We start from the raw sequence: 20,424 nt of genomic DNA, 5'->3' as shown, positions 1-20,424 counted from the left end.
TAGCCACAAGTCCCGCGCGCGCGCAAGCGGCGCATCACCATTCCACCTTCGATCCCGGTACGATTCCCAGCTCGGCCGCCCGCCCGCCGTTCAGCTCCAGCACGGCTGCGGTCAACCCGGCCGACTCCCGCGGGTCGAGGGAATGGGGCACGGCGTCGGCTGCGATGTTGATCACGCGCCGGTCGGCACCGATGAAAATGATGTCGAGCGGGATGAGCGTGTTCTTCATCCAGAAACTTGCTGGACCGGGCGGGTTCCTGAGGAACAGCATTCCCTCGTTCGTCCCCATCCGTTCGCGGAACATCAGCCCGCGGGCCTGCTCCTCCGGGCTTTGCGCAACTTCGACCTTGAAGGTGTGCCGTTTCCCGTCCTGAGCAGCCACTGTCAACGGGATGACCTCCAGCCCTGAAACGGGATGCCGGACTGCCTCCGCAGATGTCGCGTTCGCTTGCGGCAAAGCTTGGGGGGAGCACGCGGTGAGCGCGAGGCAGGCTATTGGCAGCAGACGCATGGTTCAGTTCTCTCCGGCTTCGGCCACCCACTGCTCGGCCGCATCCACGTTCGGGGCATCGATCATTTCACGCGCGCTGTCGAGCGGATGCCCGGCGCGCATCATGGCGGCGATCTGCTTTTCACGGGCCGGCCGGTCAAGCGGCTGCAAACCGAACGGGCCGAATCGGCGTTTCCGCGCCAGCGCCAGCGCGGCCTGACGCTGGCCTTGCTCGTTCGTCCCGATTCGCTCCCGGATGTCTTCGGAGATCCCCGCCTCCGCCAGCGACTGGCGAATCCGGCGGACGCCGTACCCGCGCCGCAGCAGGCTGCCGGACTTTGCCCGCGCAAACCCTTCATCGTCGACATAACCCAGATCGACATAGCGGGCGACCAGCGTGGCGACGGGGGGCTCGCCTTCGCCGTCCCAGCCCCGTTCCCGCAGCTTGCGCACCAGATACCGCTCCAGTTTAGAGGCCGAAGTAGCAAACCGGGCGACGTAGGCGAGCGCCAGTTCCTCCAGCCGCGCGCGGTCGAGAGGTTTCGGCGTGCGCTTGCGGCGGCCGTGGGATCGTGTATCGCGCTCCATCGGCCATATTCGTGCCACACTGGCACGCAATGAGAAACCGGCCTATGGGAGCGCCTGCGAAAAACGGTCAGGCTGCGTTCAAGAGCGGGGGAGAGAACCTGCGGTTGAGGCAACAACGGACAGGTTCTGCAACAAAGCGCACATGGATAAGGCACACACTCCAACCCCCAACACTTGCGGCCTGGAACGGCGCTTTTCGGACTTTGCCACCTTTGGCGAAGCGGTCGATTACGCCGCCAGTGGATCGCGCGGACTCAACCTCCACGATCCGCGGGGCAATCTGGTGCGCGCGTATCCATTCGCGGAGCTGAGGGAAGACGCGCTTGCCGCGGCCCGCCGGCTGATCGCGCGGGGCGTCTGTCCGGGGGACCGGGTAGCCCTCGTCGCCGAAACCGGACCGGAATTCGCCGCCTTGTTCTGCGGAACCGTGTATGCCGGTGCCTGGCCGGTCCCGCTGCCGCTGCCGACGAGCTTCGGCGGCAAGGAAAGCTACATCGATCAGATTGCGGTCCAGCTGGACAGCTCCGATCCCGAGCTTCTGCTGTATCCGGCCGAATTGTCCGAAATGGCCGGCAAGGCCGCGCAGCGACATGGCTGCTCTGCGATGAGCTACGCCGAGTTCGCTACTCTTGCGCAAGGCGACGCCCCTCTGCCGGAACAGCGCCCGGACGATATCTGCTACCTTCAGTACTCATCCGGATCGACTCGCTTTCCGCACGGGGTCGCCGTCACCCACCGCGCCCTGCTCAACAATCTGCGTGGCCACGGAATCGGGATGGAACTGGTGGCGGAGGACCGCTGCGTCAGCTGGCTGCCTTGGTATCATGACATGGGGCTCGTCGGCTGCTTCCTCTCGCCGATCGCGAACCAGGTTTCGACCGATTACCTGAAGACGGAGGATTTTGCCCGCCGTCCGCTCGCCTGGTTGGACATGATTAGCCGCAATCAAGGCACGACGCTCTCCTACTCACCTACGTTCGGGTACGATATCTGCGCGCGGCGCATATCCAGCCAGTCCTCGGTGGCCGAACGATTCGATCTTTCACGCTGGCGCATCGCCGGAAACGGAGCGGACATGATTCGCCCGGACGTGATGCAGAGCTTCGTCAATGCCTTTGCCGAGGCCGGTTTTTCCGCCAGTGCCTTTCTGCCGAGCTATGGGCTGGCCGAAGCGACGCTTGCGGTTACCATCATGCCGCCGGGCGAAGGCATCCGGGTGGAACTGGTGGAAGAGGAAAGACTGTCCGGCCGTCCGCGCGACTTGTCTCGACCCGCCCGCTACCGCGCGATCGTCAACTGCGGCAAGCCCGTGCTCGACATGGACGTCGAGATTCGAGGAGAGAGCGGGAAGCCCAAGCCGGACCACCAGATCGGCAAGGTCTGGTGCCGGGGGCCGAGCGTGATGCATTCCTACTTCCGCGATCCGGAGGCGACCGAGGCCTGTCTGGTAGACGGGTGGCTGGACACCGGCGACATGGGCTACATGGCCGATGGGTACTTGTTCATCGTCGGGCGGGCGAAGGACATGATCATCATCAACGGCAAGAACCACTGGCCGCAGGATATTGAGTGGGCGGTGGAGCAGCTTCCCGGATTCCACCAAGGCGACATCGCAGCGTTTTCCGTGGAGACGGAGAATGGCGAGGAAGTGCCCGCCGTACTGGTCCATTGCCGGGTCAGCGATCCCCAGGAGCGGCTGAGGCTGCACGATGAAATCCGGGACAAGGTCCGCTCGATCACCGGGATGAACTGCGTGGTCGAACTGGTTCCCCCGCGCACGCTGCCGCGCACCAGCTCGGGCAAGCTTTCTCGCGCCAAAGCGAAGAAGCTTTACCTTTCAGGCGAAATCGAACCGTTTGAACTCGCCGCCTGAATAGGCGCTCCCAAAGCAGGTCAGTCGGGTTTCCAGCCGATTTCCGCCACCGTGGCGGACAAGGGAATATCGGCCATGGCTTCGTTGACCGCGATCGTTTCGCCCGGGGCCAGGCTGCGTTTTGGCGAGATGACATCCCAGCGATAGACGATACGCTCTTCCGCATCCCGCAGCACGATCAGGATTGGCGGCACCCGGCGTGTCGTGCTGCCGGTGTTGGTGATGGTGCCGCTCGCGTTGAAGAACTCGGTTCCATTTGGAAGCCGGTGCCGTTCCTGCCGGGCGGCCGGGAAGTCCAGCCGCAAGCCGGGCTGGTCCTGCGCAAACGTGTTCGCGCCGGCTGGAGCCCAGCCAGGCAATCCCAGATAGTAGCCGGCCGCAACAGTGGCCGCGGCTATCAGCAGCACGATCCCGACAACCCAGGCCCAGAACCGGAGCGGCGCCCTGCGCGATGCGAACAGCGGCTTCGGATCGAAACGGGACCCGGCTGCATCGTCTTCGGAGATATCCGCCGCCCTTGCCGCGGTTTCGTGTTCGGATCGGAGTTCCGCCACGGGCCCCGGATCGACCGGCGGTACCGCCGGCTCCTCCGTGGGAGCAGGCTCGGCTGCCGCTTCGGAAACAGGGGCATCGTCAAGCGCGGCTTGCGGCCCCTCCTGAAACCAGCTGTGTCCGCACTTGGCGCAGCGGACGGTCCGCCCTTCCGGCCGGATTGCGCTATCGGCCACGGCGTACCGCGTATTGCAATCGGGACAAGCGATGATCATGGCGGACCGACACTAAGCATGGCACGGCAGCGGCAACAAGACAGGATGGAAGACAGCGAAGGGGCGGATGGGTTTTTTCCGCGCCGATCGGAGGCTATAGCTGCATGCTCATGGTTCGTCTCGGTCACCCGTCCCGTTCGTCCATCCGGGTGTCGCTGATGAGGCGGGGCCTGTGATCCGGCGCCTGCTTGCCACGTTGCTGGTCGCGTGGGTATTCGGCTTCCTGTGGTTCGCGGTGGCCTTGCCGCTGCCAGCCGGGCTGCAGGAGACCGACGCGATCGTGGTTCCGACGGGCAGCGGCGGCCGCATCGAGCGCGGGCTGTCTCTCCTCCGGCAGGGAACTGCCGATCACATGCTGGTCACCGGGGTTGGCCTGGACGTGAAACCTCAGGAATTCGCGGCGATTTACGGCGCTTCCGATACGCTGATGGACTGCTGCATCACCTTGGGGTTCGATGCCCTCGACACCCGGGGCAATGCGCGGGAAACGGCCGCATGGATGGACCAGAAGGGCTTCCAATCGCTGCGCCTCGTGACTTCCGACTGGCATATGCGCCGAACGGCCCTGGAACTGGAGCAAACGCTTCCTTCCGGAACCGGTATCCTGCTGGACGCCGTACAGACCCAGCCTTCGCTGTGGATCCTGTTCCTGGAATACAACAAGCTGCTCGCTGCGGCCGCCGTCTGGGCCCTGGACCGGATCTGAGGCGTGGCAGTCCTGCGCAGCCTCTTGTTTTACGGCGTGTTCTACGGCGGAACACCGCTTTATCTGATCGCCGCCTTGATCGCTCCCCGGCTGAGTGACGAGGCGCTGCGCCAAGTCGCCGACGGCTGGTCTCGCTTTCACCGTTCATGCGTGCGGCGCATCCTCGGAATTCACGTGCGGCAAGTGGGAGACAGGCCGGAAGGCGCGGCGCTCTACGCCTTCAAGCATGAAAGCTTTTTCGAGGCGATCGATCTTCCGACCACGCTCTATCGCCCGGTGATTTTCGCAAAGCAGGAATTGTTCACCTTACCCGGCTGGGGCCGCGCCGCACGGGCGTATGGCGGCGTGCCGGTGGCCCGAAACCAGGGTGCCAAGGCGCTGCGCAGCATGATGGCTGAAGCTCGGCGCTTCGCGGCAACCGGCCGGCCGCTGGTGATTTTTCCTGAAGGCACGCGCGTGCCGCATGGAACAGAGCCGGAGCTTCGGTCCGGCTTTGCCGGCTTGTACAAGATGCTGGGGCTGCCGGTAATCCCGGTGGCGGTCGACAGCGGGCCACTGTATCAGCGCAAGTGGAAACGGAAGGGCACGATCACGCTGCACTTCGGAGAGGCTATTCCCCCCGGCCTTGCGCGAGAGGACGTCGAAGCCCGGGTCCACGCTGCAATCAACCGGCTGAACTCCTGACGCTCAGCTGAGGCTGGCGCGGCCGAAATCGGGCCGTGCGTCGTCCTGGCCCAATTCGATGATCGATCGGCGCACCGCCCGCGTCCGCGTAAACAAGTCGAACATCGTCTCGCCATCGCCGGCGCGGATTGCCTCGCGCATGTGCGCCAGATCGGTCAGGAACCGATCAAGCATTTCCAGCACCGCTTCCCGGTTGTTGAGGAACACGTCGCGCCACATCGTCGGATCGGACGCGGCGATCCGGGTGAAGTCCCGGAAGCCGCCGGCGGAGTACTTGATGACCTCGGACCGAGTGACATCTTCAAGGTCGGACGCAGTGCCGACGATCGTGTAGGCGATCAGATGCGGAATATGGCTGGTGACGGCCAGAACCAGATCGTGATGTTCTGCGTCCATCGTTTCGACTGTCGCGCCCAGTCCCCTCCAAAAGGCCGCCAGCCGCTCCACCCGGTCCGGATCGGCGCCTGCAGGCGGAGTGATAATGCACCAGCGATGGCGGAACAGAGCGGCAAAGCCCGCATCGGGTCCGCTATGCTCCGTCCCCGCAACGGGGTGAGCCGGGATCACCGCGTGATTCGGCAAGGCTTCCCCCAGCACTCGCGTGATGCCTTGTTTCGAGGACCCGACATCGCTGATGAGCGCATCTGCGGGCAGGACGCCTGCGATCCCGCGCGCTGTCTCGCCCATCGCGCCCACCGGCACGCACAGGATCACCAGATCGGCTTCGCGCACTGCGTCGGCGGCTTCATCGCACACTTCGCCCACCAAGCCGATTTCGCGAGCGCGCTGGCGCACGTCGGGATCGATATCGAACCCCCGGGTGGAGACATCCGGGAGATACCGCGCCACGGCCAGCCCGATGGAGCCGCCCAGCAGGCCCAGCCCGATGATGGCGACCCGCTGGAACGTCACGCCGCGTTCCCGCTGAGGTCCCGCAAGGCCGCGGCGATGTCGTCCATCTGCTCTCGCGTGCCGACCGTGATGCGCAATCCCTGCGGCAGGCCCTGCCCGGGAAGCCAGCGCGTCGCATAGCCTCGCTCCATCAGCGCCTCATGTGCTGCTTCGGCACTCAGCGCGCCTTCGAACAGCACGAGGACGAAGTTCGCCTCGCTCGGCAGCGGGCGCAACCCGCGATTGCTCAAGCCTTCCAGCGCAGCGACGAAGCGGGCGCGTTCCACCCGGTTATGTTCGCGTGAGGCAGCGACGAAGCCTTGATCCGCAACAGCCGCGATTGCCGCTGCCTGTCCGCTGTTCGTCACGTTGAACGGGCCCCGGATGCGGTTCAGCGCGTCGATCAGGTGCGGCGCGCCGGTTCCCCAGCCGATCCGCTCTCCGGCGAGACCGTAAATCTTGGAGAAGGTCCGCGTTACCAGAACATTTTCGCTGCTGGCCGCAAGGTCCAGCCCGCCATCCTCGTCGCCTGGCTGAAGGTATTCGGCATAGGCCTGATCGAGCACGAACAGCACGTCGTGCGGGAGCGCAGAATGAAGGCGCTGCAGTTCTCCCTTCGGCAGGAAGCTGCCGGTCGGGTTGTTGGGATTGGCCAGGAACACGACCCGGGTCCGCTCGGTCACGCACGCCAGCAGCGCATCCACGTCGGTGCCGTAATCCCGGTCCGGCGCGATCACCGGAATAGCGCCGCAGCGGCGGGCGGCGATGTCGTAGACCGAAAAGCCGTAGCGCACGTAGGCGACTTCATCCCCCGGCCCGGCGAAGGCCTGGGCGGCGAGGTTGAGCAATTCGTCCGAACCGGTCCCGCAGACGATTCGCGCCGGATCGATGCCGTGAACGCGGCCGATGCTCTCCCGCAAGGCGACCGAGTCCGGATCCGGATACCGGTCGGGCGCGGATGCGCCAGCCCGTGCTTGCAGCGCCAGCGGACTGGTGCCAAGCGGGTTTTCGTTGGCGGAAAGCTTGATGAGTTCGCGGCCATCGGCGGATTTTGCCTTGCCGGGGACATAGGCATGGATACCTGCGATCCATTCCTTCACTTCGGGCCGGGTCTGGGAGGGCTTGTCGGTCACGGCGCGCGCATAGCCGCTGTTCGCCCCGATTGACAGCCCGCTTGGCCTCCCCCAAGTCCTCGGACCGAATGGCCACCCTGCTTGCCCCCCCATCCACGAGCCTCACGCTTCCCGCCCCGCTTGCACTCGACAGCGGGCAGCGGCTCGAGAACGTCACCATCGCGTACGAGACATACGGCGACCTTCACGCCGACAAGTCGAACGCGATCCTGGTCTGCCACGCGCTGACCGGCGACCAGCACCTTGCCAGCCCGCACCCCATCACCGGCAAGCCCGGCTGGTGGAACCGGATGGTCGGGCCCGGCAAGCCGATCGACACCAGCCGCTATCACGTGATCTGCGCCAACGTGATCGGCAGCTGCATGGGATCGACCGGCCCGGCGAGCCCGGCTTCGGACGGCGAGCCTTACGGAATGCGCTTCCCGGTGATCACCATCCGCGACATGGTGCGCGCGCTGATCGGGCTGCTGGATACGCTGGGGATCGAGCGGCTGCACGCCGTCGTCGGCGGGTCGATGGGCGGGATGCAGACGCTGAGTCTTGCGGCCAATTTCCCGGACCGCGCCGCCCGCGTGCTCGCGATTGCGACAACGGCGCGCCATTCGGCCCAGAACATCGCCTTCCACGAAGTCGGACGGCAGGCGATCATGGCCGATCCCAACTGGCAGGGCGGCAGCTATTACGGCACCGGCTCGATCCCGGACAAAGGCCTGGCCGTCGCGCGGATGGCGGCGCACATCACCTATCTGTCCGAAGCCGGGCTGACCGAGAAATTCGGGCGCAGGCTGCAGGATCGGCCGGATGGGACGCGGGGGGCGAAAAGCTTCGGGTTCGATGCCGATTTCCAGGTCGAATCCTATCTGCGGTACCAGGGCCTGAGCTTTTCCGACCGGTTCGACGCCAATTCCTACCTCTACATCACTCGGGCGATGGACTATTTCGATCTTGCGGAAGAGCATGGCGGGCGGCTGGCGGATGCCTTCGCCGGATCGAGTGCGCGGTTCTGCGTGATCAGCTTCGATACCGACTGGCTTTACCCGACAGCCGATTCGCGGGCGGTGGTCCACGCGCTGAACGCGGCCGCGCTTCCGGTCAGCTTCGTGGAGCTGTCCGCTCCGTTCGGGCATGACAGCTTCCTGCTCGATGTTCCGGCGCTGGACCGGGTGGTGGGAGGATTCCTCGGATGAGCTTGCGCCCCGACCTTGCGGTGATCGCGCAGCATGTCGCGCCCGGATCGCGGGTGCTGGATGTCGGCTGCGGCGACGGCGAACTGATGAGCGTGCTGCGGGATGATCGGCAGGTCGATGCCCGCGGGCTGGAAATCGATCCCGCCAAGGTCGAGCGCGGCGTCAGCCGCGGCTTGTCGGTGGTGCAGGGAGACGCGGACCGGGACCTGGCCAACTATCCGGATGACGCGTTCGATTACGCCATCCTTTCGCAGACACTGCAGACGGCCGAACGGCCGGACCGGATGCTGGACGAACTGCTGCGGATCGGGCGGCGAGCCTTCGTCAGCTTTCCCAACTTCGCGCACTGGCGCGTGCGGCTGGCCCTGCTGTGGCGCGGCCGGATGCCGGTGACCTCCCGCCTGCCGGTCACCTGGTACGAAACAGAGAACATCCACCACCTGACCGTGGCGGATTTCCACGAGCTTCTGGCCAGCAAGGGCGTCAAGGTGGAACGCAGCTGGTTCTTCGCCGGGGAGCGCGAGTCCGGCTCCGCGGGAGCCAACTGGCGCGCCGAACACGCGGTCTACCTGCTGCGGCGCTGACGTTCGGGCGCCGGCATGGCGCAGGCGCGAGGTTGACACACCTGACAGACCGCTGACTCGGTGTCAGGCGCCAGAACCTCAGGGTTTCTGCGGCTCTGCGCCCCGTCGCGCGACACTTTACGCGTTCCGGAAAAAAGAAATGTTCTTTCCTACTTGAGATCGAAAGTTGCGCAGGAGCCGGAACCCGCCTCGGCCTGCGGGAAACCGGAACGTTCGGAACGGACGGACAATGGCAAAGAGCGAGGGCCGGGGGTAAGCTGTCCCTGTTCCTGTAGGAAACCCGCGCCGGGCATGCCCGCTGTCAGCCGGCCGTCGCCATTTCGGCCTGGAGGAACGGCGCGACCACGTTCACGGCCTGCTTAACGAACAAGGCCTTCTCTCCCACCGGAGCGACGTAGTGCATTGCTTCTTCGGCATCGCGCATTGAAGCGCCCCGCGCGATCATCCAGGTCGCGAGGTACATCGAGGCAAGACAGCCGCCCGCCGTCGCCACGTTGCCGTGGGCCGCGAACGGCGCATCGATCACGTTTGCGCCCGCTTCGATCACCCAGGGCTTGGTGGTCAAATCGGTGCAGGCCGGCAGATCGCCCAGCAGCCCAAGCTTTGCCAGCAGCAAGGTGCCCGAGCATTGCGCACCGACAAGCTGGCGCGACGGATCCAGCCTGATGCGGGACAGCAGCGCGCGATCGGCGGCGATGTCCCGCGTCCGGATCCCGCTGCCGACGATGACCGCATCGGCATCGGCCGCGAATTCCAGCGGCTTTTGCCGCTGGACGGTGACCCCGTTCATCGACGTGACGTATTCGGCCGGCGAGGTAATATGCGCGGCCCACCCGCGCGCCTTCATCCGGTTCAGGATCGCTGCCGCGACGAACGAGTCCAGTTCGTTGAACCCTTCGAACGTCAGAACCGCAATCTGCATGGATATCTCCTGTGGCACCGGATTGCAGCCTGCATAGACCGGGTGACGCGGCTGGCAACAGGATGGCGCGGCATTTTGCGCGCTTCGTGCGCGGGGACAGCCGGCAGACCGGCTGAAGCGGATCGCGGGCGATCCTAGCTCCCTCTTACCCCAAGCCGCATGAGATGATCGATTCTCTTGCGCTCGATGCCCCAGGCAGCAGGATCGACCTCAGCCAGGATGCAGCCCTCGTCCGCGAAGAAAAGTTCGCTGCGGATGAATTCCCGTTGAGGAATGGAATAGAACGCCAGCACCCGCGGCGTCGGTGCCTTGCGGCCGCCCTGAACAACGACGCCGAGCCGATCGTCTCGCAAGTGCACGACCGTGCCCAGCGGAAGCACGCCGATGCTGATCATGAACGAGGACAGGAGCTGCGGGTCGAAGTGCCCGGACCATTGCCGCATCCGCGTCATGGCTTCCACCGGCGACCACGCATCCTTGTAGGGCCGATTGGACGTGATGGCATCGTAGACGTCGCAGATCGCCCCCATGCGCGCTGCCACGCTGATCTGATCGCCGCAAAGCCCGTGGGGATAGCCGGTCCCGTCGATCTTCTCATGGTGATGCAGACACACATCCAGGGCCATCGCCGGAATGCTGCCGACCCTGGACAGCAGGTGGTAGCCTTCCAGCGAATGGGTCCGAACCAGCGCGAGTTCTTCGTCCGTCAGCTTGCCCGGCTTGTTCAGCACGGTTGCAGGGATCATTACCTTGCCGATGTCGTGCAGCAGGCCCGCAGTGCCAAGGTGTGCCACCATCTCTCTGTCGAGTCCGACCTGACGGCCCAGATTGACCATCAGGGCACAGACGGTGACGGAGTGCAGATAGGTATATTCATCCTTCGACTTGAGCTTCAGGACCTTGAGCAGGGCACGCCGGTTACACTCGATCGATGCAGCGACATCGCCGACGACGGACGTCACCGCCTCGGTTTCGATGGCATTTCCCAGCCGCGCAGAGTCGAAGATCGCGCGCATCGCCTCCGCGGAACGGTTCACGACCTGCTCCGCAGCGGTGATTTGCTCGTCCTGTGTGAGGGGGGCTTCAAGCGAGGCCTGCACCGTCGGTTTCCTCGGGCTGGCCCCGGCTTTCGCCGGAAGCAACGTGTCGCTGCCTCTGGATGTGTCGATCAGCACCGTTACGATGCCGCTATCGAGCAAGCTGTCCAGATCGCTTTGCTGCCGAAGCAGGAAGCTGCGCCTCCAGAACGGGTGGTTGAACCACGAGCCGTCGACGGCATGGACATACATGCCCAGCCTGAGCTGATTACGCCCGACGCGCTTCAGCTTCGGGGCTTTCCCCCTTGGCCCATCTGTACGCGAGCTCAGATCCGTAGCTCCATTCACAAACCTATCACGGCATCATAGAGGGCAGTGACGCCTGTGGGGGTGCGATCCGGAAAAAATACGGAAGGTTCGTCTTGGGCCTCCGGTGACGGGTGAGCGCCCGGTCACGAACATCCGGCGAATTTCCGCCACCCCTTGCAGCGCAGCGCCGGTTCGGCTCGACCCGTTTTCCCCGGAAGCGCGCCAAGTCCAGGGGGTCGGCGAGGGCTCCCCTTCTGCCGGAGCCGTGCCCCGGCGCGCAGCTAATCGGCTTTGCGGCTCGCCACAGGGCGAAGCTCCACCGCTGCAAGGGACGCTATCCAGAAGCAGATCGTGACGAAGATGTGGGGCGTCGGGCGCGGGCCATGGAACGCCGCCGCGCCGATGTCGTGGACCAGCAGCACGTAGAGCCCGCCTGTCAGCACCAGCAGATGCGCCAGATTGCTCCAGCGCCGGGTGCCGACAGGGTAGAGATGGATGTACAGCACGATCAGGCAGATGATCGCGATGATCAGGGTGTAGTCGCGCAGGACCAGTTTCTCGATCGTCCCCAGGTTGGCACCGGTCAGGGCACCGAAAAACAGGGAGATCGCGCTCAGCGCCGCTCGCTTCTCGCTCGCGGTTTGCTCTTCCAGGCCCAGTCCGCGTCGCCACTGCATGCTTTCGCCCTCCCTGCCCGCCGGGTTCGATTTGCGCAGATGCCGGCGATCCTGTCCTAGCGGGTTCCGCAGGAGAGGGCGATTGGCTGAAATCGCCACTGCGCAGCGTCCGCTGCTTCGCAAAAAGGCCGTTGGGTGGATGCCGGAAACAGCCTACTGCCCGTGCGGGTGTCCAGAGGTAAGGTTCCATTTGCATGGCGATAACCGAGAACACGCGGCGGGATGAGCGCGGGGGCTTCCTCCTGTTCCTGGCCCTGATCACGCTGGCGCTGGTGTTCGTCGCCTGGCCGTTCGCTTCCGCCTTGCTGTGGGCGGTGCTGGCCGCGATCATGTTCCAGCCGCTTTACTGCGCGATCCTGCGCACGGTGCGGGGCGGGGAAAACCGCGCGGCCATCATCACCCTGCTGATCCTTACCGTGGCGATCATCGTGCCGGCCGTGCTGATCGGGGAAGTGATCCTTGACCAGGCGACCGACGTCTATCTCGCTATTCAGGAGCAGAGGATCGACGCCTCGTTCTATTTCGACCGGATCCACGATGGATTGCCGCTTCGGCTGCGCGAGATGCTGGATGCGTCCGGCTATGGCGAGTTCGAGGCGCTGCAGGAGCGGGTGTCGCAGTTCCTGCGCGACAGCCTGGGGGCAATCGCCCAGAGGGCGCTGGCGATCGGCGGCAATGCGTTCGCTTTCGTGCTGTCCTTCGGCCTGGGCCTTTACGTGACCTATTTCCTGTTGCGGGACGGGCGGCGGATCGGCGCGGTCGTGGCGCAAGCCCTGCCGCTGGAGCCGGCGATTGCCGGTCGGCTGGTCGAAAAGTTCGTCGCCATCGTGCGGGCGACGATCAAGGGATCGATCGTTGTCGGCCTGGTTCAAGGCGCGCTGGGCGCGGCCACCTTCTGGATCGTGGGCGTGCCGTCCGCCGTGCTGCTTGGCTTGCTGATGGCAATCTTTTCCCTGCTGCCTGCACTGGGCCCGGCGATCATCTGGCTTCCCATCGCGATCTACCTGCTGGCCACGAGCGCGATCTGGCAAGGGCTGGTGGTGATCGCTTCCGGAGTGCTGGTGATCGGCCTTGCCGACAACGTCCTGCGCCCGATCCTGGTCGGCCGGGACACGGGCATTCCGGACTGGATCGTGCTGGTCAGCACGCTGGGCGGGATTGCCACGCTGGGACTGGGCGGGATCGTGATCGGCCCAGTGATTGCGGGCTTGTTCCTCGCAAGCTGGTCCCTGTTCCGCGAGCAGCGCGAGGCCGCGCGGGACGCTGCCTAGAGGGGCGCGTCCGAGGGTCCGGTAACGCGCAGCACGCTGTCATCGCGGGCGAGCGACCAGAGGCCAAGACCCGCCGCCGTTGCCCGCTCCACCGCGAGGCTGGTGGGCAGCGAGACGGTGACCAGGCGGGTCGCCCCGGCGCGTACGGCTTTCTCGACGATTTCGTAGGAGCAGCGGGCGGTCGACAGAATGAAGCCGCCTTGCGCATCCTGCCCGGCAGCGGCGAGTGCGCCGATCAGCTTGTCGAGCGCGTTGTGGCGGCCGACATCCTCCCGCACATGCAGGATCGCGCCGCTCTCACCGCAGAACGCCGCCGCGTGGGCGGCGCCCGTGCGGCGGGTGAGCGGCTGATGGTCGCGCAAGCTGCCCAAGGCGGCGAAGATCGCCTGCGGGTCGAGCGGCCGGTGCGCGGCGACGCGGGGCAAGGGCTTGGCGACAGCTTCGAGATTCTCGATCCCGCACAAGCCGCAGGAGGATTCCGCCACGCGGGCACGGACACGCTCCGTCAGCTGGCCGATCCCAAGGCCGGAAAGAGTGGCGCGGACGATCCAGCCCTTGTCCACTTCGGCGACGGCGATCTCGGTCACGTCGCCGGGCGTCTTCGCCAGCCCTTCGGTCAGCGCGAAGCCGCGGGCGAAGTCTTCCAGGTCCTGCGGGCTGGCCATCATCACCGCGTAGGACAAGCCGTTGAATTCGAGCGCGATGGGTGCTTCCGGCACCCATTCGCGGGTGCGCAGACGAACGGTGCCGTCGCGGGTCACCTCATCGATGCGGGTGCCGCCCGGCGCGAGGTCAGCGGGAGGCGGCACGGGCCGCCTACCCTGCGTCGACGTGGCCGACTTCGTCCACCGCGTTGAACACGGTGGCGCGGGTCTGGTGTTCCGGCTCGATCCCGGCGGCGAGTTCGTCGATCGCGGCGCGGGCGATGGGGGTAAGCCCTTCCCGATTGGCGAAGATCGCGTCCTTCATCCGCGGGTCCCAGAACATGTTGATGTGATCGGCCGTGGCTTCCACGGCCGATTCCACACCCATGTGCTGGAAATTGCGGGCGATCTGGTCCGCCATCCGGTGCAGGGTATCGATGGTGCTGCTCACTCGGCCGGCTCCATTTCCTCACCCTCAATGCGGCGGGAGCGTTCGGACAAGTCGGAATATTCCTCCTGCCATTCGCTCGGGCCGTTGGACGGCATGACCTGCACCGCGGTGACCTTGTATTCCGGGCAATTGGTCGCCCAGTCGGAATAGTCGGTGGTGACCACGTTGGCCTGCGTCGCCGGGTGGTGGAAGGTGGTGTAGACCACGCCGGGAGCGACCCGGTCAGTCACCCTGACCCGCAGCGTCGTTTCGCCGGTGCGGCTGGCAAGCTTCGTCCAGTCGCCGTCGTTGAGCCCGCGGTTCTCGGCATCGGTCGGGTGCATTTCCAGCACGTCTTCCGCATGCCAGACGGTGTTTGCCGTGCGGCGGGTCTGCGCGCCGACGTTGTACTGGCTGAGAATCCGCCCGGTGGTCAGCAGCAGGGGGAAGCGCGGGCCGGTCTTTTCGTCGGTCGGCACGTATTCGGTGACCACGAACTTGCCCTTGCCCCGCACGAAGCGGTCCTGGTGCATGATCGGCGAACCGTCCGGATACTCCTCGTTGACCGGCCACTGCAGCGAGTCTTCGGCGCAGAGCCGTTCCCACGACACACCGGCGAAGCTCGGCGTCAGGCGGGCGATCTCGTCCATGATCTCGCTCGGGTGGGTATAAGTCCAGTTGAGGCCCAGCGCGTTGGCGAGCAGCTGGGTGACTTCCCAGTCCTCATAGCCATTGGCCGGTTCCATCACCTTGCGCACCGGCTGAATCCGCCGTTCCGCGTTGGTGAAGGTGCCGTTCTTCTCAAGGAAGGTCGAACCCGGCAGGAAGACGTGCGCGTAGTTCGCGGTTTCGTTGAGGAACAAGTCGTGGACGATCACGCAGTCCATTGCCGACAGCCCGGCCGCGACGTGCTGGGTGTTGGGATCGGACTGGAGGATATCTTCACCCTGGATGTAGATCGCCCGGAAAGACCCGTCGACCGCCGCATCCAGCATGTTGTTGATGCGCAGGCCCGGTTCCGGATCCAGCGCCACGCCCCAGTCCTTTTCGAACAGGGCGCGGGTCTCGACGTCCGAGATGTGGCGGTAGCCGGAAAGCTCGTGCGGGAAGCTGCCCATGTCGCAGGCGCCCTGCACGTTGTTCTGCCCGCGCAAGGGATTCACGCCCACCCCTGGACGGCCGATGTTGCCGGTGACCATCGCGAGGTTGGCGATCGCCATCACCGTGGACGAACCCTGGCTGTGCTCGGTCACGCCGAGGCCGTAGTAGATCGCTGCGTTGCCGCCGGTGGCGTAGAGCCGGGCCGCTTCGCGCAAGTCCTGCGCGGGGACGCGGGTCACTTCCTCAAGGAATTCGGGCGAATGCTTCACGTCGGAGACGAAGCTGGCCCAATCCTCGTACTCGTCCACTTCGCAGCGTTCGCGGATGAACTGGTCGTTGGCGAGGCCCTCGGTCACGATCACGTGCGCCATCGCGGTCAGCACGGCGACGTTGGTACCGGGCTGCAGCGGCAGGTGATGCGCGGCTTCGATGTGGGGAGAGCGGACGAGATCGATCCGGCGCGGGTCGATCACGATCAGCTTCGCCCCTTCGCGCAGGCGCCGCTTCATGCGGGAGGCGAACACCGGGTGCCCGTCCGTCGGATTGGCGCCGATCAGCAGGACCACGTCGGTGTCCATCACCGAATCGAAGTCCTGCGTGCCGGCCGAAGTGCCGAACGTGGTCTTCAGCCCGTAGCCGGTCGGCGAATGGCAGACGCGCGCGCAGGTATCGACGTTGTTCGATCCGAACCCGCCGCGCACCAGCTTCTGAACGAGGAACGTTTCCTCGTTCGTGCAGCGGCTGGAGGTGATCCCGCCGAGCGCGCGGGCGCCGTACTGCTGCTTGATGCCGTTGAGCTTGTTTGCCGCGAACGACAGCGCTTCGTCCCAGCTGACTTCGCGCCACGGCTGGTCGATGCTGTCGCGGATCATCGGGCTGGTGATCCGGTCCTTGTGGTTGGCATAGCCCCATGCGAACCGGCCCTTGACGCAGGAGTGGCCGCGGTTGGCCTTGCCGTCCTTGTACGGAACCATGCGGACGAGCTGCTCACCGCGCATTTCGGCGCGGAAGGTGCAGCCGACGCCGCAATAGGCGCACGTGGTGACGACGGAGCGTTCCGGCAGGCCGACGTCCTTGACCGCCTTTTCCTGCAGCGTCGCGGTGGGGCAAGCCTGCACGCAGGCGCCGCAGCTGACGCATTCGGAGGACAGGAAGTTGTCGCTCGCCTGGCTGGCGCTGACCATCGAGGCGAAGCCGCGTCCGTCGATCGTCAGCGCGAAGGTGCCCTGCACTTCGGCGCAGGCCCGCACACAGCGCGAGCAGACGATGCACTTGGACGGATCGAACTGGAAATAGGGATTGGACGTGTCGGTCGGCAGGCCGAGATGGCTGGTGCCTTCATAGCCGTAGCGCACATCGCGCAGGCCGACATTCGCCGCTTCTTCCTGCAGTTCGCAATCGTTGTTGGCGCTGCAGGTCAGGCAATCGAGCGGGTGGTCGGAAATGTACAGTTCCATCACCCCCCGGCGCAGCTTCTGCAGGCGCGGGGTCTGGGTGTGGACGACCATTCCGGGCGTGGCCGGGGTGGTGCAGCTCGCCGGTGTGCCGCGCGCGCCTTCGATCTCCACCAGACACATGCGGCAGCTGCCGTAGGCCTTGAGGTTATCGGTCGCACAGAGCTTGGGGATCGATCCGCCCGATTCCGCCGCGGCGCGCATCACGCTGGTGCCGGCGGGCACGGTGACTTCGCGCCCGTCGATGGTCAGCGTGACCGGTTCATCGGAGGTGGCTTCCGGCGTGCCGAAATCCGCTTGGCGTTCATAACCCATAATTCTTCTCCGCGGCGGCAAGATCCGCCAGCGTGTTGATATTAACAGACTTCTGCGCGCTTTTCACCGGGGTGGCGGAAATCGCTTCGGCCAGAGCCATCATCGAGTGCTTGCCATCCCCGTGCAGGATCGATTCCACCGTGGAAACTGCGCCGACCGGCCAATGGCCGACTACCGGCTGGCTTTCGAGGTAAGCGGGCGCGGGGCTGAGCATCTCAAGGAGATTGGGTGGCAAGCCCACCGAATCAACGCCGCAGGTGAGCACGCTGGCAAAATCTTCATCCTGCGCATAGCGCAAAGCGGCAGCCAGCCCGCCAAGCGGGCCCATTCCCGGCCGCGGCCAGTCGGGCACCGTCGGGGCCGGCGCCTGTGCGCGGCCCGCGACGATCACGAAATCGCACCAGCCGGACAAGGCATCGACGCCGCGAGCCAGCAGGGTTTGCCCGCCGAGTTCGGCCAGCGCCTTGTCGCTGCCGAACCGGCTCGACTGGCCGCCGGCCAGGACTACGCCCAGAATCATGCGCCCTTGCCTCCCGGCACCGTTCCCAGTTCGCGTTCGGCGACAGCTTCGCCGGTGAAATCCTGCGGCCAGTGCTTCAGCGCGCTGAGCACCGGATAGGGTGTGAACCCGCCAAGCGCGCAGAGCGAGCCGAACTTCATGGTTTCGCACAAGTCGGTCAGCAGTTCGATTTCCTCTTCCGCCGTGCGTCCGCGCTTGGGCGCGTTCTGCATGACCGGCGAGAGCTCGATTCGGTCAGGCTGCCGCCCGCCTCCGGTTTCCTTGCCCGCCAGGATGCGGTCGATCAGCTCGATTCCCCGGACCGAGCCGATCCGGCACGGGGTACACTTGCCGCAGCTTTCCGCCGCGCAGAATTCCATCGCGAACCGGGCCATCGATCCCATGTCGGCCGTGTCGTCGAACACCGTAATCCCGCCATGGCCGATCAGCGCGTCGGCGGCGGTGTAGGCTTCATAGTCGAATACGATGTCGAACTGCTCGGGCGGAAGGTAGGCGCCAAGCGGACCGCCGACCTGCACCGCCTTGACCGGACGGCCCGAGTGCGTTCCGCCGCCGATGTCGTTGACCAGTTCGCCAAGGGTGACGCCGAACGCGGCTTCGTACAGCCCGCCGTGCTTGATGTTGCCGGCGAGCTGGATCGGCATCGTGCCCTTCGAACGGCCCATGCCCAGCGCTTCGTAATCGTTCGCTCCGCCTTCGCCGAGGATGTGCGGCACGGCGGACAACGTCAGCACGTTGTTGACCACTGTCGGGCGGCCGAACAGCCCCCGGATCGCCGGCAGCGGCGGCTTGGCGCGGACTTCTCCCCGCACGCCTTCGAGCGAGTTGAGCAGCGAGGTTTCCTCCCCGCAGACATAGGCGCCCGCGCCGACGCGGATTTCCACTTCGAACGGAGCGATGATGTGCGCGCACAGCTGGGCCGCGCGTTCCATCTTGCGGATCGCATCGGGATATTCGCTGCGGATGTAGACGAAACCCTTCAGCGCGCCGACGGCTTCACCGGCAATCGCCATGCCTTCGATCAGGGCGTAGGGATCGCCTTCCATCATCATGCGGTCGGCAAAGGTGCCGGAATCGCCTTCGTCCGCATTGCAGACGATGTACTTGCGATCTCCGACAGCGTTCGCGACCGTGCGCCACTTGATGCCGGCGGGGAAGCCCGCCCCGCCCCGCCCGCGCAGGCCGGACCGGGTCACCTCCTCGATGATCGCGTCCGATCCGATCTGGCGTGCGCGCTTCAGGCCGGACCAGCCGCCGGTCCCCTCGTAATCCTCAAGGCTCAAGGGGCGGGTCTTGCCGGCGCGCGCGAACGTCAGGCGCTGCTGGCGGGCGATGAACGGGTGATCCTCGATTGCGCCAATAGCGCGGTCGCTGGTGCCCGAAAGGATCGCATCCACATCGGCCAGCGTCGCGGGGCCGAAGCCCTTGCCGTCGATCTCGACCAGCGGTTCCAGCCAGTGCATTCCCCAGCTGGAAGTGCGCTGCACGTCGCAGCCCTGCTTCTCGAAGGCGGCGGCCAAGGCGTCGGCTCCTACCGCGCGGGCAAGGGCATCGTCGGAAATGCGGACAATCGTCTGGGTCATGCGTTTTCGATCAGGCTGGCCAGGCTTCCGGTGTCGAGCCGGGCGTGGAGAGTTTCACCCATGCGCGCGGCCGGGCCGGCGCTGCACAAGCCGAGGCAGTAGACGGCCGACAGCTTGACCCGGTCTCCCGCCGCTTGCTGCGCTTCGTCCATCATGCTTTCGATCCCGCGCGCCTTGCAGGCTTCGGCGCGGCAGATCTGCACTTCCGGCCGGGGATCGGGATTGGCGAGGAAATCGTGGTAGAAGCTGACCACGCCGTGCACGTCGGCCCGGCTCCAGTTCAGCGCCTTGGCAATCAGGGCCTCGGATTCGGCATCGACGCAGCCGAATTCCTCCTGCACTTCATGCAGGATCGGCAGCAGCGGGCCTTCGCGATGGAAGTGGCCCGCGACGATTTCTCCGATGCGTAGTTCCTTGCTCACGATTTCAGCCGTTCCGCGTGCCAGGCGATGTGATCGCCCATGAAGGTGGAAATGAAGAAGTAGGAGTGATCGTATCCCTCCTGCATCCGAATCTGGGCTGGGATGTCGGCCTTGCGGCACGCTTCGTCCAGCAAATGAGTCTTGAGTTCGGTATCAAGGAAGTTGTCCGCCTGTCCCTGGTCGACCAGCAAGTCAGGCAAGCGGGCGCCGTTCTCGATCAGCGCGCAGGCATCGTATTCCCGCCATGTATCGCGATCCGGACCGAGATAGGCGGTCAGCGCCTTTTCGCCCCACGGGCAGTGCAGCGGACTGACGATGGGAGCAAACGCGCTGGTTGAGCGGAACCGGCCAGGATTGCGAAGGGAGATCGTCAGCGCGCCGTGGCCGCCCATCGAATGGCCGGTGATCCCCTGCCGGTTCATGTCGACCGGGAAATTCTGCGCGATCAGATCGGGCAGTTCCCGTTCGATGTAGGACCGCATGCGGTAATTGGCCGCCCACGGCTGCTCGGTCGCATCGACGTAGAAGCCCGCGCCCTTGCCGAGATCATAGCCTTCCGCATCCGGCACCTCGTCACCCCGGGGCGAGGTATCCGGCGCGATGAAGACGATCCCGTGTTCCGCGCAGGCGCGGCGGTATTCGCCCTTCTCCACCACGTTCGCATGGGTGCAGGTGAGGCCTGAAAGATACCACAATACCGGCAGCTTTGCGCCCGGAGCGTGGTCAGGCACGAAGACTGCAAAAGTCATCTCCGTGCCTGTTTCACGTGAAACATGGCGGCAGACAGTCTGCCTGCCGCCATGGCTCAGGTTCTGGCTGACAGCCTCCACGCTCAG

21 protein-coding genes are annotated in these 20,424 nt (G+C 65.5%); 6 read left to right on the top strand and 15 right to left on the bottom strand.

All coding sequences use genetic code 11. The annotated features are described in order from the left end of the window. Window positions 1–34: 34 nt before the first annotated feature. Both ELY13_RS08055 and ELY13_RS08050 read right to left on the bottom strand, forming a co-directional pair. Window positions 35–382 (bottom strand): DUF192 domain-containing protein, encoded by a 348-nt coding sequence (locus ELY13_RS08055; protein WP_338142324.1) that lies wholly within the window; start codon window positions 380–382, stop codon window positions 35–37. A gap of 132 nt (window positions 383–514) precedes the next feature. Further along, window positions 515–1,078: a regulatory protein RecX gene (locus ELY13_RS08050; protein WP_126173378.1), complete on the bottom strand. Its 564-nt coding sequence runs from the start codon at window positions 1,076–1,078 to the stop codon at window positions 515–517. A 142-nt stretch (window positions 1,079–1,220) separates the two neighbouring features. On the opposite strand from ELY13_RS08050, the gene ELY13_RS08045 reads away from it, so the two are divergent. Next, window positions 1,221–2,951 (top strand): fatty acyl-AMP ligase, encoded by a 1,731-nt coding sequence (locus tag ELY13_RS08045; protein ID WP_126173377.1) that lies wholly within the window; start codon window positions 1,221–1,223, stop codon window positions 2,949–2,951. A gap of 20 nt (window positions 2,952–2,971) precedes the next feature. On the opposite strand, the gene ELY13_RS08040 is transcribed toward ELY13_RS08045, so the two are convergent. Further along, window positions 2,972–3,718, bottom strand: coding sequence for a zinc-ribbon domain-containing protein (locus ELY13_RS08040; protein ID WP_126173376.1), 747 nt, complete (start codon window positions 3,716–3,718; stop codon window positions 2,972–2,974). A gap of 172 nt (window positions 3,719–3,890) precedes the next feature. On the opposite strand from ELY13_RS08040, the gene ELY13_RS08035 reads away from it, so the two are divergent. Beyond that, window positions 3,891–4,424, top strand: a complete 534-nt coding sequence (locus ELY13_RS08035) for a YdcF family protein (RefSeq protein ID WP_126173375.1) — start codon at window positions 3,891–3,893, stop codon at window positions 4,422–4,424. Window positions 4,425–4,427: 3 nt separating this feature from the next. After that, window positions 4,428–5,108: a lysophospholipid acyltransferase family protein gene (locus ELY13_RS08030; RefSeq protein WP_126173374.1), complete on the top strand. Its 681-nt coding sequence runs from the start codon at window positions 4,428–4,430 to the stop codon at window positions 5,106–5,108. 3 nt (window positions 5,109–5,111) lie between these two features. Here ELY13_RS08030 and ELY13_RS08025 read toward each other — a convergent pair whose 3' ends face one another. Both ELY13_RS08025 and hisC read right to left on the bottom strand, forming a co-directional pair. Then, entirely contained in the window at window positions 5,112–6,020 is a 909-nt protein-coding gene (locus tag ELY13_RS08025; protein WP_126173373.1) for a prephenate/arogenate dehydrogenase family protein, read from the bottom strand. Further along, window positions 6,017–7,132, bottom strand: coding sequence for a histidinol-phosphate transaminase (hisC, locus tag ELY13_RS08020; RefSeq protein ID WP_241233599.1), 1,116 nt, complete (start codon window positions 7,130–7,132; stop codon window positions 6,017–6,019). The genes ELY13_RS08025 and hisC overlap by 4 nt, the downstream gene beginning before the upstream one ends. Window positions 7,133–7,200: 68 nt before the next feature. On the opposite strand from hisC, the gene metX reads away from it, so the two are divergent. Both metX and metW read left to right on the top strand, forming a co-directional pair. Then, on the top strand, window positions 7,201–8,319 hold the full coding sequence (metX, locus tag ELY13_RS08015) for a homoserine O-acetyltransferase MetX (protein WP_126173371.1): 1,119 nt from the start codon (window positions 7,201–7,203) through the stop codon (window positions 8,317–8,319). After that, window positions 8,316–8,903, top strand: a complete 588-nt coding sequence (gene metW / locus ELY13_RS08010; protein ID WP_126173370.1) for a methionine biosynthesis protein MetW — start codon at window positions 8,316–8,318, stop codon at window positions 8,901–8,903. The genes metX and metW overlap by 4 nt, the downstream gene beginning before the upstream one ends. Before the next feature lie 301 nt (window positions 8,904–9,204). On the opposite strand, the gene ELY13_RS08005 is transcribed toward metW, so the two are convergent. The 3 genes from ELY13_RS08005 to ELY13_RS07995 form a co-directional block, all read right to left on the bottom strand. Next, window positions 9,205–9,825 (bottom strand): DJ-1/PfpI family protein, encoded by a 621-nt coding sequence (locus ELY13_RS08005; protein ID WP_126173369.1) that lies wholly within the window; start codon window positions 9,823–9,825, stop codon window positions 9,205–9,207. A 134-nt stretch (window positions 9,826–9,959) separates the two neighbouring features. Beyond that, entirely contained in the window at window positions 9,960–11,210 is a 1,251-nt protein-coding gene (locus tag ELY13_RS08000; protein ID WP_277600646.1) for a cyclic di-GMP phosphodiesterase, read from the bottom strand. A 242-nt stretch (window positions 11,211–11,452) separates the two neighbouring features. Continuing rightward, a complete protein-coding gene (locus ELY13_RS07995; protein ID WP_126173367.1) occupies window positions 11,453–11,848 on the bottom strand; it encodes a hypothetical protein in 396 nt (131 codons plus the stop codon). A 194-nt stretch (window positions 11,849–12,042) separates the two neighbouring features. Here ELY13_RS07995 and ELY13_RS07990 point away from each other — a divergent pair, with 194 nt between their 5' ends. Next, the gene (locus ELY13_RS07990) at window positions 12,043–13,119 is read left to right on the top strand and encodes an AI-2E family transporter (protein WP_126173366.1); all 1,077 of its coding nucleotides are present in this window, start codon (window positions 12,043–12,045) and stop codon (window positions 13,117–13,119) included. Here ELY13_RS07990 and fdhD read toward each other — a convergent pair. Genes fdhD through fghA form a run of 7 tightly spaced genes read right to left on the bottom strand, consistent with a single transcriptional unit; the run spans window position 13,116 to window position 20,424 of the window. Next, window positions 13,116–13,928: a formate dehydrogenase accessory sulfurtransferase FdhD gene (gene fdhD / locus ELY13_RS07985; RefSeq protein ID WP_241233598.1), complete on the bottom strand. Its 813-nt coding sequence runs from the start codon at window positions 13,926–13,928 to the stop codon at window positions 13,116–13,118. The genes ELY13_RS07990 and fdhD overlap by 4 nt on opposite strands. Window positions 13,929–13,935: 7 nt before the next feature. Next, the gene (locus ELY13_RS15560) at window positions 13,936–14,214 is read right to left on the bottom strand and encodes a formate dehydrogenase subunit delta (protein ID WP_277600645.1); all 279 of its coding nucleotides are present in this window, start codon (window positions 14,212–14,214) and stop codon (window positions 13,936–13,938) included. Continuing rightward, complete coding sequence (gene fdhF / locus ELY13_RS07975; protein ID WP_126173365.1) at window positions 14,211–17,063, bottom strand: formate dehydrogenase subunit alpha; 2,853 nt, start codon at window positions 17,061–17,063, stop codon at window positions 14,211–14,213. The genes ELY13_RS15560 and fdhF overlap by 4 nt, the downstream gene beginning before the upstream one ends. Beyond that, window positions 17,053–17,583 (bottom strand): molybdenum cofactor guanylyltransferase, encoded by a 531-nt coding sequence (gene mobA / locus ELY13_RS07970; RefSeq protein ID WP_126173364.1) that lies wholly within the window; start codon window positions 17,581–17,583, stop codon window positions 17,053–17,055. The genes fdhF and mobA overlap by 11 nt, the downstream gene beginning before the upstream one ends. Next, the gene (locus ELY13_RS07965; RefSeq protein WP_126173363.1) at window positions 17,580–19,166 is read right to left on the bottom strand and encodes an NADH-ubiquinone oxidoreductase-F iron-sulfur binding region domain-containing protein; all 1,587 of its coding nucleotides are present in this window, start codon (window positions 19,164–19,166) and stop codon (window positions 17,580–17,582) included. Before ELY13_RS07965 ends, mobA begins: the two co-directional genes overlap by 4 nt. Continuing rightward, window positions 19,163–19,588 (bottom strand): NAD(P)H-dependent oxidoreductase subunit E, encoded by a 426-nt coding sequence (locus tag ELY13_RS07960; protein ID WP_126173362.1) that lies wholly within the window; start codon window positions 19,586–19,588, stop codon window positions 19,163–19,165. Before ELY13_RS07960 ends, ELY13_RS07965 begins: the two co-directional genes overlap by 4 nt. Continuing rightward, the gene (gene fghA, locus ELY13_RS07955) at window positions 19,585–20,424 is read right to left on the bottom strand and encodes an S-formylglutathione hydrolase (RefSeq protein WP_126173448.1); all 840 of its coding nucleotides are present in this window, start codon (window positions 20,422–20,424) and stop codon (window positions 19,585–19,587) included. Before fghA ends, ELY13_RS07960 begins: the two co-directional genes overlap by 4 nt.

The sequence above is a fragment of the Altericroceibacterium xinjiangense genome (assembly GCF_003958635.1).
Lineage (GTDB): Bacteria > Pseudomonadota > Alphaproteobacteria > Sphingomonadales > Sphingomonadaceae > Altericroceibacterium_A > Altericroceibacterium_A xinjiangense.
Note: the sequence above shows the minus strand (reverse complement) of the source record. Positions and strands in the feature narration are given on the sequence as shown.

Coding starts and splice junctions, on each gene's coding strand:
- ELY13_RS08050 (WP_126173378.1), bottom strand. CDS start 1,078: ATGGAGCGCGATACACGATCCCACGGCCGCCGCAAGCGCACGCCGAAA.
- ELY13_RS08045 (WP_126173377.1), top strand. CDS start 1,221: ATGGATAAGGCACACACTCCAACCCCCAACACTTGCGGCCTGGAACGG.
- ELY13_RS08040 (WP_126173376.1), bottom strand. CDS start 3,718: ATGATCATCGCTTGTCCCGATTGCAATACGCGGTACGCCGTGGCCGAT.
- metX (WP_126173371.1), top strand. CDS start 7,201: ATGGCCACCCTGCTTGCCCCCCCATCCACGAGCCTCACGCTTCCCGCC.
- metW (WP_126173370.1), top strand. CDS start 8,316: ATGAGCTTGCGCCCCGACCTTGCGGTGATCGCGCAGCATGTCGCGCCC.
- ELY13_RS08005 (WP_126173369.1), bottom strand. CDS start 9,825: ATGCAGATTGCGGTTCTGACGTTCGAAGGGTTCAACGAACTGGACTCG.
- ELY13_RS07995 (WP_126173367.1), bottom strand. CDS start 11,848: ATGCAGTGGCGACGCGGACTGGGCCTGGAAGAGCAAACCGCGAGCGAG.
- ELY13_RS07990 (WP_126173366.1), top strand. CDS start 12,043: ATGGCGATAACCGAGAACACGCGGCGGGATGAGCGCGGGGGCTTCCTC.
- fdhF (WP_126173365.1), bottom strand. CDS start 17,063: ATGGGTTATGAACGCCAAGCGGATTTCGGCACGCCGGAAGCCACCTCC.
- mobA (WP_126173364.1), bottom strand. CDS start 17,583: ATGATTCTGGGCGTAGTCCTGGCCGGCGGCCAGTCGAGCCGGTTCGGC.
- ELY13_RS07965 (WP_126173363.1), bottom strand. CDS start 19,166: ATGACCCAGACGATTGTCCGCATTTCCGACGATGCCCTTGCCCGCGCG.